General features: G+C 53.7%; 15 protein-coding genes. 3 read left to right on the top strand and 12 right to left on the bottom strand.

Annotated elements, in window-relative coordinates:
- Positions 1 to 95: 95 nt before the first annotated feature.
- From fliK to fliF, 6 genes are read right to left on the bottom strand one after another with little or no spacing between them, the layout of a single operon-like run.
- Complete coding sequence (gene fliK, locus OGV77_RS19715; RefSeq protein WP_087051385.1) at positions 96 to 1,310, bottom strand: flagellar hook length control protein FliK; 1,215 nt, start codon at positions 1,308 to 1,310, stop codon at positions 96 to 98.
- The gene (gene fliJ / locus OGV77_RS19710) at positions 1,307 to 1,750 is read right to left on the bottom strand and encodes a flagellar export protein FliJ (RefSeq protein WP_003839084.1); all 444 of its coding nucleotides are present in this window, start codon (positions 1,748 to 1,750) and stop codon (positions 1,307 to 1,309) included. Before fliJ ends, fliK begins: the two co-directional genes overlap by 4 nt.
- A 21-nt stretch (positions 1,751 to 1,771) precedes the next feature.
- Complete coding sequence (fliI, locus tag OGV77_RS19705; RefSeq protein ID WP_047410431.1) at positions 1,772 to 3,142, bottom strand: flagellar protein export ATPase FliI; 1,371 nt, start codon at positions 3,140 to 3,142, stop codon at positions 1,772 to 1,774.
- The gene (gene fliH, locus OGV77_RS19700) at positions 3,142 to 3,849 is read right to left on the bottom strand and encodes a flagellar assembly protein FliH (RefSeq protein ID WP_047410434.1); all 708 of its coding nucleotides are present in this window, start codon (positions 3,847 to 3,849) and stop codon (positions 3,142 to 3,144) included. The genes fliI and fliH overlap by 1 nt, the downstream gene beginning before the upstream one ends.
- Positions 3,842 to 4,840 carry a flagellar motor switch protein FliG gene (gene fliG, locus OGV77_RS19695; protein ID WP_003030443.1) on the bottom strand — a complete coding sequence of 333 codons (999 nt, stop codon included), beginning with the start codon at positions 4,838 to 4,840 and terminating at the stop codon, positions 3,842 to 3,844. The genes fliH and fliG overlap by 8 nt, the downstream gene beginning before the upstream one ends.
- Positions 4,833 to 6,515, bottom strand: a complete 1,683-nt coding sequence (gene fliF / locus OGV77_RS19690; RefSeq protein WP_286502965.1) for a flagellar basal-body MS-ring/collar protein FliF — start codon at positions 6,513 to 6,515, stop codon at positions 4,833 to 4,835. The genes fliG and fliF overlap by 8 nt, the downstream gene beginning before the upstream one ends.
- Positions 6,516 to 6,731: 216 nt before the next feature.
- Here fliF and fliE point away from each other — a divergent pair, with 216 nt between their 5' ends.
- Positions 6,732 to 7,046, top strand: a complete 315-nt coding sequence (gene fliE, locus OGV77_RS19685) for a flagellar hook-basal body complex protein FliE (protein WP_043016782.1) — start codon at positions 6,732 to 6,734, stop codon at positions 7,044 to 7,046.
- 54 nt (positions 7,047 to 7,100) lie between these two features.
- On the opposite strand, the gene yedF is transcribed toward fliE, so the two are convergent.
- Together yedF and yedE are read right to left on the bottom strand one after the other, a co-directional pair.
- Entirely contained in the window at positions 7,101 to 7,334 is a 234-nt protein-coding gene (yedF, locus tag OGV77_RS19680; protein ID WP_000790504.1) for a sulfurtransferase-like selenium metabolism protein YedF, read from the bottom strand.
- The gene (yedE, locus tag OGV77_RS19675; protein WP_407183029.1) at positions 7,331 to 8,557 is read right to left on the bottom strand and encodes a selenium metabolism membrane protein YedE/FdhT; all 1,227 of its coding nucleotides are present in this window, start codon (positions 8,555 to 8,557) and stop codon (positions 7,331 to 7,333) included. Before yedE ends, yedF begins: the two co-directional genes overlap by 4 nt.
- A 164-nt stretch (positions 8,558 to 8,721) precedes the next feature.
- On the opposite strand from yedE, the gene yedD reads away from it, so the two are divergent.
- Positions 8,722 to 9,135 carry a lipoprotein YedD gene (gene yedD, locus OGV77_RS19670; RefSeq protein WP_043016780.1) on the top strand — a complete coding sequence of 138 codons (414 nt, stop codon included), beginning with the start codon at positions 8,722 to 8,724 and terminating at the stop codon, positions 9,133 to 9,135.
- 40 nt (positions 9,136 to 9,175) lie between these two features.
- Here yedD and amyA read toward each other — a convergent pair whose 3' ends face one another.
- The 4 genes from amyA to fliD form a co-directional block, all read right to left on the bottom strand.
- Positions 9,176 to 10,663: an alpha-amylase gene (amyA, locus tag OGV77_RS19665; RefSeq protein ID WP_080624996.1), complete on the bottom strand. Its 1,488-nt coding sequence runs from the start codon at positions 10,661 to 10,663 to the stop codon at positions 9,176 to 9,178.
- A gap of 68 nt (positions 10,664 to 10,731) precedes the next feature.
- Entirely contained in the window at positions 10,732 to 11,103 is a 372-nt protein-coding gene (fliT, locus tag OGV77_RS19660) for a flagella biosynthesis regulatory protein FliT (protein WP_003030458.1), read from the bottom strand.
- On the bottom strand, positions 11,103 to 11,510 hold the full coding sequence (gene fliS, locus OGV77_RS19655) for a flagellar export chaperone FliS (RefSeq protein WP_043016778.1): 408 nt from the start codon (positions 11,508 to 11,510) through the stop codon (positions 11,103 to 11,105). The genes fliT and fliS overlap by 1 nt, the downstream gene beginning before the upstream one ends.
- 15 nt (positions 11,511 to 11,525) lie before the next feature.
- Positions 11,526 to 12,929 carry a flagellar filament capping protein FliD gene (gene fliD / locus OGV77_RS19650; protein ID WP_087051388.1) on the bottom strand — a complete coding sequence of 468 codons (1,404 nt, stop codon included), beginning with the start codon at positions 12,927 to 12,929 and terminating at the stop codon, positions 11,526 to 11,528.
- Between the two features lie 255 nt (positions 12,930 to 13,184).
- Here fliD and OGV77_RS19645 point away from each other — a divergent pair.
- Positions 13,185 to 13,423 (top strand): flagellin N-terminal helical domain-containing protein (locus OGV77_RS19645; protein WP_441294267.1); only part of this gene is annotated, 239 nt, incomplete at its 3' end.

Here is a 13,423-nt window from a genome sequence, read left to right as displayed (position 1 = left end):
GCTTCCTGTTTCGGTACAGCTTATGGGCTGATTATCCCGTGTCCTGTCCACGACAAAGCGTGGAAAAGACGCGGATAATCATGCTACCTCTGGCGTTAGGCGAAGATGTCTACTGCTCCATCACCGCGTGCTGCGGCTTGCAGTGAGGCTGGCGTAGCCAGTACGGCGTCATCTTCAGCGGCAAAAATGTCTTGTCCCTGAGCGCGACCCGTCTGCTGTTGCTGCCCGGAAGACTGCTGATTGCCGGCAAAGCTTTCACTACTGATACTGCTTTGCCCAAGCTGGATCCCGCTTTCAGCCAACTGCGTACGCAGCATCGGTAACGCGGCTTCCAGCGCAGCACGTACGTGACTGTGTGGCGATACCATTTGCAGCTGCGCGAGGTTGTCATCCAGCTTGAGGGAAATATGCACCTGGCCGAGATCCTGTGGATGCAGGCGCAGTTCTGCGCTTTGCTGACCCTGACGCGTAAACAGCGTGACGTGCTGGCTCAGAGATTGCTGCCATTCGTGGCTACCCAATGGGGCGCTGAGTACGGGGGCGGCGGTCGGTAACGGCTGAGCATGGGGTTGCGGGCTACTTAACGGCGCCGCCGTCACGCCAACGCTGGTTGGCGAAGGGGAACTGTCAATTTCCGCTCTGGTCGTCGCTGCTGCCGTCAACGGGGTTAGCGTCGGATTGTTTGTCTGATCCAGGCTGCTGCCAGGATTGGCAATATCCGCTTTGCCTTTTTTGGCATCACCGGGCAGCAATTCGCCCGCGTTATCGGCGATAGCGCCGTGTACCGTGCCGCGTGACAACGCCGAAAGTGCGGCATCAACTGGGACTGGCGCGCTGTCGATGGCAGGCGTAGCCAGTGGTTGTCCTGGCAGCATGGCGAACAACGCGCTCAGGCTGGCGAGATCGTCATCGCTGAGCGTGGTGGTTTTTTCATCCTGCTGAGCGACTTTGCCCAGTGTTGTCAGGGCATTAGCTTTCAAGGAGGGCGTGAGGGCTGACAACAGTTGCTGAGCGTCTGTCATGTCGGCAAGAGACGCATCGGTTTGCATCTCTTTTTGCGCCAGCAGCTCGGATAACTTGAGCGACGGGGTTGGATCGCCATTTTTTTGCAGCAACCCTTTTTGCAGTTTGCTACCGGCCGCCTGTAAGTCGGCAAGCGACAGCGGGGCGTCTTTACCCTGCGCGTCGCCCGCACCTAATGCGCCAGCCAGCAGCGCTAAAAAATCCTCGGCTGAATCTACCGCTTTGCCAGACTGAAGACCTGCGGCTACGTCGGTGTCGGTGGTAATCAGTTGGGGTAAAGTAATCATTCGGGTTTCCTCATAGCTGCGCGCTGAGCAAATTCATCCATCTTTTTCTGATCCAGGCGGTTTTCAGCCAGCAATGCCGCCGAGGTTTGTCTGTCCTGCAGAGTCTGCCATGCCTGTAAACGTTGTTTTTTATCACGCCAACTGTTCAAAGCCTGGTCCACTTTCTGCGTCCATTGATTGAGCTGTTGGCGATGTTGCTCAATGGCTTTTTCCAGCGTCTGAATAAATTGCTGGTAATTGATCCAGCGATTGCTGGTAATACCCTGACCCATGTCAGTGTTAAGATTGTTGCGATACTCATGCTGATAATCGATCAGCATCTTCAACTGCTCTTCCGCCTGCTGACAGCCACGACGCATCTCTCCCAATAAGACAGCGGCGTCATCTACCTCTTTTTCAGCCAGGTCTTTCAATGTTGCTAATGCACCATGTTGTGCCATGACCTATGCTCTCCTGCTTAATCACACACCAGGGAAAATCAGTTCTAAAGCTTGCAGAGAATCTTCCCAGTCAGCCCGTTCAAAGATGCCTTGCTGTAAGAACGCTTCCAGTTGCGGCCATAAGGCGATGGCTTTATCCAGCATGGGATCGCTGCCTTTGGCATACGCCCCCACGCTAACCAGATCGCGGTTGCGCTGGAAGCTGGATAGCAACTGTTTAAAGTTACGCACCCGCGCATAGTGTTGTTCACTAATGAGCGCGGTCATAGCGCGGCTGATCGAGGCTTCAATATCGATGGCCGGATAGTGACCCGCCTCAGCCAGATGACGTGACAGCACAATGTGGCCGTCCAGAATCGCGCGCGCGGAATCCGCAATGGGGTCCTGCTGGTCGTCACCCTCGGTCAGTACCGTATAAAACGCGGTAACTGAACCGCCGCCGTGAATACCGTTCCCGGCACGTTCAACCAGCGCCGGTAATTTGGCGAATACTGAAGGGGGATAACCTTTGGTTGCCGGCGGCTCGCCGATCGCCAGGGCTATCTCACGTTGCGCCATCGCGTAGCGGGTGAGGGAGTCCATAATCAGCAATACGTGCTGTCCACGATCGCGGAAATCTTCAGCAATACGCGTAGCATAGGCCGCGCCTTGCATACGTAATAGCGGCGAGACATCTGCCGGAGCGGCAATCACCACCGAGCGTGCGCGACCGTCGGCTCCGAGGATATTTTCAATGAAATCTTTAACTTCACGGCCACGTTCGCCAATCAGGCCCACGACGATAACATCGGCCTGGGTATAGCGCGCCATCATGCCGAGCAGAACGCTTTTACCAACGCCGGAGCCTGCGAAAAGTCCCATACGCTGGCCGCGACCAACGGTTAACAACGCGTTGATGGGACGTACGCCGGTATCCAGTACGTGTTCAATCGCGGTACGTTGGAGCGGGTTAAACGGCGGCGTAATCAACGCCCCGGTTTCGGTGGTATCCGGGGCGGGCAGTCCGTCGAGCGGTTTGCCGCTACCGTCAAGCACCCGCCCGAGCAGTGCAGGGCCAAGCGGTAATTGCTTGCCGCTTTGCAGACCTTCGCCAGCAATGTTCTTTGCGTACACGCGCGCGCCAGGCAAAACGCCTTCGACCTCTTCGAGCGGCATCAGAAACAGACGCTGACCGTTAAAGCCCACAACTTCACTTTCGACTTCCTGGGTTTCGTTGCCGTCCTGGCGCTCAATAACGCAGGTGGCGCCTAGCGGCAACTGTAATCCCGTGGCCTCCAGCACCAGCCCGGTGGCACGGGTCAGTCGACCGTAACGGCGCACCGCAGGCAGTAGCGACATTTTCTCTTCGAAGTTGTCCAGTGTATTGAGCCAGCGAGTCAGGCGAGTGGTCATTACACGACTCCCGGCGCTGCCAGACGGCAGAGTTCTTGCCAACGCGTAGCGACGCTGGCATCCAGATCGCCTTCGTCGGCTGAGACTTTACAACCGCCGTGATGCAGCGTCGGATCGCCGCGCAACCGCCAGCCGTGCAGGCTGAGGGTCGCACCGAGCATCTCCTCCACACGCTGGAGATCGTCCGGATGCACACGCAATTGCGGTTTACCGCTAAACAACGGCTCCTGCTGCAACAGCTGTTGGATTTGCTTAATCAACGCCGCGTTATCCACGATTGGCGTCTGACCAATCACCTGACGCGCGGCTTCCAGCGCCATTTGCATCAGGCGTGAGGCGATAACGCTGTCCAGTGCGTCCAGCGTATTCTGAAATTCGCTCACCAACTGCTGCATGCGGGCATGAATCGGCGCATGCTGAGCGCGCGCCTGGCTCTGACCTTGCTCCAGCCCCTGGCTCAGACCTTCCTGATAACCTTGTTCGTGGCCCTTTTGTCGACCTTCCGCCAGGCCCGCGTTATAGCCTTGCTCATGGGCTTGCATTTGCAACTGTGCGAGCTGCTGCTCAAGCTGTTGCTCTGCAGAGAGTTCCGGCTCGTCGGACTCTTCTGACAGCGGCGTTTCGCTGTGGTCGGCCAGTATGAACTCCGCCATTGGTGGGGCGAGATCGTCCGGGGTCCAGACTTTCCATGGCAGTTCGTTAGACATAGGTATCCTCGCCGCTGCCTATCACCATCTCGCCGGTTTCCGCCAGACGACGCACAATAAGCAGAATGGCCTTCTGTTCGTTTTCCACTTGCGACAAACGCACCGGACCGCGGTTGGCGAGGTCGTCGCGCAGAATATCGGCAGCACGTTGCGACATGTTGCGCAGGAACTTCTCGCGCAGCGGCTGTTCGGCACCTTTCAGGGCAATCAGCAGCGATTCGGAATCCACTTCCTGCAGCAGGCGCTGGATGCTGCGATCGTCGACGTCCACCAGGTTTTCGAACAGGAACATCTCGTCGATAATTTTCTGTGCCAGTTCGCCGTCGAATTCGCGTACAGCGGTAATAACGGCTTCTTCCTGCTGGGTTTTCATCAGGTTGATAATTTCTGCCGCCGTTCTCACGCCGCCCATTTTGCTGCGCTTGAGGTTCTGGCCATCGAGCAGACCGTTGAGTACCTCGGTCAGTTCTGCCAGCGCGGCAGGCTGTACGCCGCCGAATGTGGCGATACGCAGCATGACGTCATGACGTAAACGTTCGTCAAACAGCGCCAGAATATCGGCAGCCTGACCTCGTTTGAGGTGCACCAGAATGGTGGCGATAATCTGCGGATGCTCGTCGCGGATAAGGTCGGCGGCGCTTTGCGGCTCCATAAAGTTGAGCGTTTCAATGCCGCTGGTGGTATCGCGGGTTTCCAGAATATCTTCCAGCAGGCTGGAGGCACGTTCCTCGCCAAGCGCTTTCACCAGCACGGAGCGTAGATATTCGTTGGCGTTGATATTCAGTGCGGCAAACTGTTCTGCTTCTTGCTCAAACTCGGCCAGCACTTCCGTCAACTGTTTGTTGGAGATCTGGCGTACGTTCGCCATCGCTGTACTGAGCGCCTGAACTTCGCGCGTGGAAAGGTGCTTAAACACCTCCGCCGCGCGATCTTCGCCAATGGTCATCAGCAGGATGACGCTTTTATCGGTACCGGTAAGGGCATTACTCATGATCGTTACTCATCCACTGGCGAATGACCAGCGCCACGACGCGCGGATCGTTATCTGACATTTCACGAATACGCTGACTCATGACTTCTGCACCCAGACGCTGATTAGTTCGACGCTGCTGGGTTTGTTCGTCTTTGCTGAGGCGAACTTCAACCGCTTCTTCGGTTTCCTGACGGATACGCGTTTTCTCTTGAATGGCTTTTGCTTCTTCGCTGCGACGAACCAACTGCGGGCGAACAGCTTTTCGCCACAGGATCCAAGCGACTAACAGAACCAGTAACCAACGACCTGCGGACATTAACTGATCAATAAAGGACTGCTGTTTCCAGAACGGTAGCTCGCCAATGGAATCGTCGGTCGCCGTGAAGGGAGAGTTCACCACGTTCAGGGTATCGCCACGCTTGTCGGAGAAGCCCATCGCTTCGCGGGTCAGATCCTCAATCTGTTTCATCTGCTCGGCGGTTAACGGCAACGGTTTGCCGTCTGGCAAGGTTTTATAGTTGACGACTACTGCCACCGAGAGACGCTGTACATCGCCAACGTTCATTTTGGTGTGGCGAATGGTACGGTCGACTTCATAGTTGCTGGTTTCATTGCGCTGCGTACTGCGCGGGCCGGCATTATTGCTGTTATTCGCCGTTTGCGGGTTTTGCGTATTTTGCGCGTTTTGCTGATTAGCCGGTGGGGTGGCGATTGGCGCGGTATTTGCCGGAGCAGGCTGATTAGACAATGCGCCCGGGACGCCGCCTGGCGCTCCGCTACCAACCTGTTCGCTGACGTTCAACTGACGTGAACGCAGCACGGCCTGGGACTCATCACCGTTTGGACGATACTGCTCTTCGGTTTGCTCTTTGTTGGCAAAATCCAGCTGTGCGGTGACCTGAGCGTGTACATTACCGTTGCCGACAATCGGCGACAGGATCGATTCGATACGACGCTGAACGCGGCCCTCAACATCGCTGGCGTATTTCAGTTGCGCATCGTTAAGATCGCGGCTGCTGGTGTTCGACTGAGTTAACAGGTGACCCGCCTGGTCGACCAGCGTAACGTTGCCCGGAGGTAAGCCTGCAACAGCGCTGGAGACCAAATGCGTGACTGCACTGATCTGACCTTCATCGAGGGCGCGGCCCGGCTCGAGATTGACGGTGACGGAGGCTGAAGGCGCTTTTTGTTCACGCACAAACAGCGACGGTTTCGGCATTGCCAGATGCACGCGGGCGCGTTTTACCGGTCCCAGCGTTTCAATGGTACGGGCTAATTCACCTTCCAGCGCACGCTGGTAGTTGACCTGCTCGCTAAACTGGCTGATACCAAACTTTTCCTGATCCAGCAGTTCAAAGCCCACCGCACCGCCTTTCGGCAGGCCTTGTTGCGCCAGACGTAAGCGCAGTTCGTGGACTTTATCGGCAGGAACTTCAATGGCGCCGCTTCCCTCAGTAAAACGGTAGGGAACGTTCATCTGCGTCAGTTGGGTGACAATCGCGCCACCATCCTGATCGGAAAGATTGCTGAACAGCGTGCGGTAGTCAGGCGCTTTGGCCCACAGGACCATCGCCACGATGATAGCGACGGCAGCGGCTCCCGCCACAATCAGAGGAATTCTGGGATTCGCGCGCAGGCGGTTTAACCACTCGAGAGGTTTAAGCTGGGTTGCAGTCGATGCTGTCGCACTCATCTCGCACCTCGTGGCTTATCGTGGACGGCGTTTTTTGCAAAGTGGAACAAGACTCACTCCCGGGTCAGCAAACTCGAAAAATTGACGGTCTCATTATTTGCGGTTTCGAATTTTTCTATGCGTTAAAAACCGTGGTTTTTTATCGTTATTTAACGCCTTTATCTTATTGACTAACTGGTAATCTCAACTACGTAAAAAATCATCCAGGGGATCAGAATGTCGGCAATACAGGGGATTGAAGGGGTCATCAGCCAGCTACAGACCACGGCGATGTCAGCAAAAATGCAGGATTTGCAGCCACAACCGACCGTGAGTTTTGCCGGTCAACTGCATGCAGCGTTAGACAGGATCAGCGATGTGCAAACCGCATCCCGTGTGCAGGCTGAGAAATTTACCCTCGGTGAACCGGGTATTGCGCTGAATGATGTGATGACCGATATGCAAAAAGCGTCGGTATCGATGCAGATGGGTATTCAGGTGCGTAATAAACTGGTGTCGGCGTATCAGGAAGTGATGTCGATGCAGGTGTAGAGACTGCGTGCAGAGAATGTTTGCCGGATAAGCGCAGCGCCATCCGGCAACGAGTTATTTCTGAATCAAATAGCGGATCGTTGGGCCATCCTGCTGAATATCCAGCACCGTATAACCGTGATTACGCGCATCCAGTGGAATATTGTTGATTGACTGCGGGCAATCGCTCACCACTTCCAGAATTTCACCTTTCTTCAATTGCGGCATCGCTTCCAGCGTGGCTACAGCCGGGTACGGGCACGGTTCGCCGACCATATCGAGGCGATAATCAGGCACGATATTTTTCATACAGACTCCTTGGCAGGCGTCAGCCCTGCGCGACGGAAGAAACGTTTTTCCCAGCCGATAATCAGCATCAGCGCGGCAAATAACAGCAGATAGGTCACCAGCAGACCACCGAGCGGGCCGAAGGTGTTAAGCAGATTCACTTTGTCCCAGTTGGTGGCAAGCGCGGGAGCAAAATCATCCCAGTAGTAGGCCAGAATGGTCGAGCCAATTACGTTGCCCAGACCAACCCACCAGTAATGTACCTGACCTTCAACGGCGCGGTACATCCAGCCGGTTTCACACCCGCCCGCTAAAACAATACCGAAGCCGAAAAGCAAGCCGCCGATCACCGCATTTGGACCCGCCCACATGATTTTAGGCTCAACGCCAAGTTGCACGTAGCTAAAGATACCGATGGCGCTGACCGCCATCCCGAAGATGATCGCTTTTGCCATATGGGTGCGACCGGAAATCCACAGGTCGCGGAAGGCGGAGGTGAAGCAGATCTGCGCCCGTTCGATCAGCAGACCAAACCCGACGCCAAACAGCATAGCCAGACCGAGCTTGGGTTTATCCATTGCGGTGAGTAGCGCCCAGCCGATCATAGCGATAAACACCAGCATGCCGAGGCGAAAACGGCGACGGGCCTGGTCCGGTTTTTGCGTCAACGGTGAAGCGGCGGAGACTTTCTGCATTTTGACCGGAATACGGAATATCGGCAGCAGGGTAAAGCGTGCGCCAAACCACGAGCCAATAGCCGTTGCCAGTGCGAAAAACCAGGCGTGTAGCGAGAACTGCGGAATGCCGGTGAAGAATGCGGCCAGGTTACAGCCCATTGCCAGTCGGGCACCGAAACCGGCGATCATCCCGCCGACTATCGCCTGCATAATGCGCACCCGACTGCGCGGCATGCGTAATTTGACGTTGTTTGCCCACAGCGCGGCAGCAAAACAGCCACCGAACATGCCGAGGATCATCATCCCGTCAATGCGGGTCAGGGGCGAGCCTTCGAGATGGATCAGTTTGTAGTATCCCCACTCTTCGGCATGCACGCCAAAAAGTTGCAGGATTTGACCACCCCAGCGAGTGAATTCGCCGGTCACGGCCCAGAAGGTTCCCGTAATGCCGAAATAATAAGTAGAGAGAATACCCGCTGCGATGACCGCAGGGGCGGGGGCCCAAAATTTAATTAACCAGGCCTGTTTGAAGTGTTGCCATGACATGCGTTTTGCCTCTGAACTCAGAAGGTATGTAACAAGAAGTGTGGATACTACACCGATCAGAATTTTTGACTATGAGTAATAAGAGGTAATACCGTCTGGATCAATCTTTCTCAACGCAGCCGAAAGGCTGGCGGCATCAGGCCTTTAATGCCACAATCCCATTTTCTTCGCATGCAGGATGAATGATGAAAAAATTAGCAATCGTTGGTGTATTTCTGGCGCTTACCGGATGCGCCGAAGTAGAAAATTATAACGACGTGGTGAAAACGCCAGCGCCAGCCGGTCTGGAAGGATACTGGCAGTCAAAAGGTCCGCAACGCAGCCTGGTCAGCCCGGAAGCGATTGCCAGCCTGGTGGTAACAAAAGAGGGCGATACGCTGGATTGTCGCCAGTGGCAGCGGGTCATTGCCCTGCCGGGGAAACTGACGATGATTTCAGGCGATCTCACCAACGTGACGGTGAAACGCGAGCTGTATGAGATTGAGCGGGAAGGCAATACGCTGGAATATGACGGTATGACGCTGCAGCGGGTCGACCGCCCGACGCAGGAATGTGCTGACGCGTTAAAGAAAACGCCGCTGGCCACGCCACTGCCATAAGTTATACGCCCCGGTAGCCAACGGCCACCGGGGTTAAGTTTTACAACACGTCCTCAATTACCCACACGCTGACGCTACCGCCGTTACAGAAAAACGTTGCTTCACCGTTTTCATCGGTGACCACGCTTTCTTCGCGATTTCCCAGATAATCACGCCAGGTTTTATTGCCATAATTCGCGCCGAGATTGATGGTCTTTTCGCCATCATCGCCGTTAGACAGGACCACCACACAGCCGGGATCTTCATCCGTTCCGCTGCGGCTAAAAGCGATACAGTTAGGATGATCGAAAAAGAGCGTCTGTACCCCGTGCGCGAAGCGTTGGCGCGCGAGGATCAGTTCATCAAGCTGCTCGATGATTGGCATGTCGATAGGATAGGTTTCGCCATCTCCGCCAGTGTCTTCGTAATGCGCTCCGTAGAGGTCAGGATAAAACACCGACGGCACGCCGTTTTCTCGTAACAGGATTAACGCATAGGCCAGCGGCTTAAACCACGGCTCGACAGGGGCTTCGAGCGCCTGTAAGGGCTGAGTGTCGTGGTTGGCTACCAGCGTTACGGCATGAAATGGATCGGCCTCCACTAACGTGTCGGTGAAAATCTGGCTCATGTCGTAATCACGACCCTGACGGGAGGCTTCGTGGAATTTCATCTGCAAAGGGGCATCGAACAGCATGGTTTTCCCCTCCACCTGATTAATGTAGGTTTGTAGCTTATCGACCTCGTGGGACCAGTATTCCGCGACGATAAACAGCGGCCTGGGAGCGACTTCCTGTACGTGCTCGATCCACTCTTTATAAAACCATGCCGGAATATGTTTCACGGCATCTAAGCGAAAACCGTCGCACTGGGTTTGCTCCATCACCCAGCGAGCCCAGTATTTGATCTCCTCGGTAACCGCGTGATTACGGAAATCGATGTTCTCTCCCATCAGATAATCAAAATTACCCAACTCATCATCAACCTGATCGTTCCAGCCTTCCCCGGTGTAGTCGTTAACGATTTTAAAAATGCCGTCTTCGGTTGGATTTTCGATATGGTCAATGCCGCTGAAACATTTAAAGTCCCAAATGAATTGCGAGTACTGGCCTGCGCGGGCAGGGAAGGTGTAACGCGTCCAGCCTTCACATTCGACTACCTCATCGTCTATTTGCGTGCGATCGTCGGCGTTAACCCGCTGAACGCGGATATTCTCTTTCTCATCCGCGCCCATTTTGTGGTTGACCACCACGTCGAGCAGTACGGCAATATCATTGTGTTTTAGCGCGTCTATCGCCGCCAGCAGCTGGTTTTTATCGCCGTATTTGGTGGCGATGGTTCCCTTTTGGTCGAATTCGCCCAGATCAAACAGATCGTAGGAGTCGTAGCCAACGGAGTAGCCGCCGGATGCGCCTTTATAGGCGGGAGGTAACCACACCATATTGATGCCGATGTCATTGAGTCCGCCTGCGCGTTCGGCAAGTTCGGGCCAGAGTTGACCGCCCTCAGGGTAATACCAGTGAAAATACTGCAATAACGTGGGATTTTTCATCTTCCGTGCTCCAGAAGTCGTTTGGCCGACCTCTGGAGTATGGAAGATAATTCAGACGAGACGGGAAATTATTGTGGGGCAGTGGGGGCGTCGGGGACTAACAGCATGCCGGAAAGACGACCATAGGCGTTATTCAGCGTCTTTTGGCGCGTCGACTGACCGATGAGATTGCTGAGTTCATCCAGGCGCTGCTGCAACAATGTTTTGAGCAGTTGTTCGTTATCCAGCGTCTGTTTAATGTACCCGGCCACTAAGTCCTGAATACTTCGCGTAATGCCTGGTGGAGTTTGCTCTTCCATGACCACTTCAATACTTTGCAGATAGGTAACTTCCTGTTCCAGTAAAAGGTCCCATTCACCACGCTGCGCCAGTTCCAGCAGCGAGTGACTGAGTAGCGCGATGCGCTGCCAACGGTTGATAAACTCCACGGCTGAGGTCATTAACGAGACTCCTGGGACGACGCGTTCGGTGAGATCTGTTTCCAGGCATCCGCAATGTTGCCGAGTAACCCTTCGACTTCTTCAATGGCTTGACAATCATTATTCAGATTAGCGTGCAGTAAGCGGCGAACCATATAGTCATACAATGAAGAGAGATGGGTGGCGAGTTCTCCCCCTTTTTCGTGGTCCAGGCCGGCTTTCAGGCCATTATCAATAATATTGATGGCTTTACTTAACGCTTCACCTTTGGCGACGATATCACCTTGCTGCATAAACAGGCGAGCGCGCACCAGGGCGCTGTTGGCGCCATCAAACAACATTTCAATCAGCTGATGTGGATTGGCGCTCATTACGGCGCTTTCCACGCTGACCTGTGCATAGGCTTTGGTACCGCTCGCGGTATACATGCTTACCTCGTGTTATCAGGAATTATTCATCGCTGAAAATTGTTGGCCCAGATAGGTACTGGTGCTGTTCAGCTTACTCATCATGGAATCCAGTTGGGTAAACTGGGCTTTATAACGAGCAACGACTTCATCAATACTGTTGCTGACAGTCAGATACTGTTTAGTCAGCAGCTTCAGGTTGGCGTTAATATTGTCTTGCGCATTATCGATAATGCCGTCATCGGCCAGATAGCTTTTTACTTCGGTGGCAATCTTAGTGGTAATACCGGTCTCTTTGCCGTCACCCACCAACAGTTCACGGGTCGCTGCCGTGTTATCTTTCAGTGCCTTAGCCAGTTTTTCTTCATCAATTTTTAACTTGCCAGTGCCGCCATCCTGCGTAATACCAATCTCAGACATGGTTTTAAACGGGGATTCGCTGCCGCTGTTAGCAAATGGCGCACGAATGCCGTTTTGAATGGTACGGAGAACACTGTCTCCTAGTAACGCACCGTTATCTGTACTGGCCGCTTCACCCGGTTCAACTTCTTTATATTTCGTCAGCGTACCAAAGGTATCCACCAGTGAGTTATAGGCTTCCACCCAAGCTTTAATTGCCGTTGTGGCCTTTTCATCACTTTTTGTTACCGTGATAGAGGCATCTTTTACTTCTTTGGTCAGTTCGAGCGTGATGCCCTGCGGAGCGTCAGTTACGGTATTGCTTTGACGTTCAATATCAATGCCGTTGACCGTCAATTGCGCATTTTGCGCCCCGACCAGCTGTTTCATTTTCCCGCTGCCGGCTTTGCTGTCATAGGACAGTAAATCGCTCAGTTTTGCGTCGTTGGACACCGAGATGGTCATTTCACTTTCAGTGCCGCTTTCTGCGGTTAACACCAACTGGTAGTCGTCTTCTTTAACCTTCACCAGACTTGCGGAAATACCGCTGTCGGCATCATTTATGGCATCGCGAATATCTTCCAGTGAGGTTTCGCCTTTGCCTAATTTGATTTCCAGTGGCTCTTTACGGCCCGGTTGCGAAATCGTAATCGTACGTTCATCGACGCTGGTATCGCCCAACTGTTCTTTAGTCGAGGTAATTTTCGCCGTAGTCGATAATGACTGTGCCTGCGCCAGTTGAGTGACGTTGACGGTGTATTTCCCTGGAGCAGCGCCCGCGGTGGTGCTGACTTTTAAATCTTCTGTGCTGCTGGTAGCAGTGGTGCTTTTAAACAGATCGGCATTGTTCAGTGCGGTATTCGCAGTCTGAAATTTTTCTAATGCACTTTTTAGCGTGCCATACGCGGTCAGACGCGAGGTGTTAGCGCTCTGCTGCTGAGTAATCGGCGTTAAACGCTTTTTCTCAGCAGTGGTTAAGTTTGTCAGCAATGTATCCAGCGGTAAGTTCGAACCAACGCCCAGTGATGTAAATGAAGGCATGCCTAATTCCTTGTGATTGCAAACAGTAGTTAACCGCTTTATCGGCAATCTGCGCGCAAAGTTTAATAATAGTTTTGCAAAAATAATGCGCGGAATAGTGGTGCATATAGAGGGTATTTCAGCGGCTAAGAAAAAAAACGACGGAAAGTAAAAATTTTCTAAAGTTCGAAATTAAGGTGCCGATACAAGGGTTACGGTGAGAAACCGTGGGCAACAGCCCAATAACATCAAGTTGTAATTGATAAGGAAAAGATCATGGCACAAGTCATCAATACAAACAGCCTGTCGCTGTTGACCCAGAATAACCTGAACAAATCTCAGTCTTCCCTGAGCTCCGCTATCGAGCGTCTGTCCTCTGGTCTGCGTATCAACAGCGCGAAAGATGATGCTGCTGGTCAGGCGATTGCTAACCGCTTCACCTCTAACATCAAAGGTCTGACTCAGGCGTCCCGTAACGCCAACGATGGTATCTCCATCGCGCAGACCACTGAAGG

The sequence above is a fragment of the Citrobacter sp. Ce129 genome (assembly GCF_030334545.1).
GTDB classification, from domain to species: Bacteria; Pseudomonadota; Gammaproteobacteria; order Enterobacterales; family Enterobacteriaceae; genus Citrobacter; species Citrobacter europaeus.
This window is presented reverse-complemented; position numbering and strand designations above follow the sequence as displayed.

Bases quoted from the DNA above. Each gene is read 5' to 3' on its own strand.
- fliJ (WP_003839084.1), bottom strand. From the start codon at position 1,750: ATGGCACAACATGGTGCATTAGCAACATTGAAAGACCTGGCTGAAAAA.
- amyA (WP_080624996.1), bottom strand. From the start codon at position 10,663: ATGAAAAATCCCACGTTATTGCAGTATTTTCACTGGTATTACCCTGAG.
- yedD (WP_043016780.1), top strand. From the start codon at position 8,722: ATGAAAAAATTAGCAATCGTTGGTGTATTTCTGGCGCTTACCGGATGC.
- fliE (WP_043016782.1), top strand. From the start codon at position 6,732: ATGTCGGCAATACAGGGGATTGAAGGGGTCATCAGCCAGCTACAGACC.
- fliS (WP_043016778.1), bottom strand. From the start codon at position 11,510: ATGTATACCGCGAGCGGTACCAAAGCCTATGCACAGGTCAGCGTGGAA.
- fliH (WP_047410434.1), bottom strand. From the start codon at position 3,849: ATGTCTAACGAACTGCCATGGAAAGTCTGGACCCCGGACGATCTCGCC.
- fliD (WP_087051388.1), bottom strand. From the start codon at position 12,929: ATGCCTTCATTTACATCACTGGGCGTTGGTTCGAACTTACCGCTGGAT.
- fliF (WP_286502965.1), bottom strand. From the start codon at position 6,515: ATGAGTGCGACAGCATCGACTGCAACCCAGCTTAAACCTCTCGAGTGG.
- fliK (WP_087051385.1), bottom strand. From the start codon at position 1,310: ATGATTACTTTACCCCAACTGATTACCACCGACACCGACGTAGCCGCA.
- fliI (WP_047410431.1), bottom strand. From the start codon at position 3,142: ATGACCACTCGCCTGACTCGCTGGCTCAATACACTGGACAACTTCGAA.
- yedF (WP_000790504.1), bottom strand. From the start codon at position 7,334: ATGAAAAATATCGTGCCTGATTATCGCCTCGATATGGTCGGCGAACCG.
- fliT (WP_003030458.1), bottom strand. From the start codon at position 11,103: ATGACCTCAGCCGTGGAGTTTATCAACCGTTGGCAGCGCATCGCGCTA.
- fliG (WP_003030443.1), bottom strand. From the start codon at position 4,840: ATGAGTAATGCCCTTACCGGTACCGATAAAAGCGTCATCCTGCTGATG.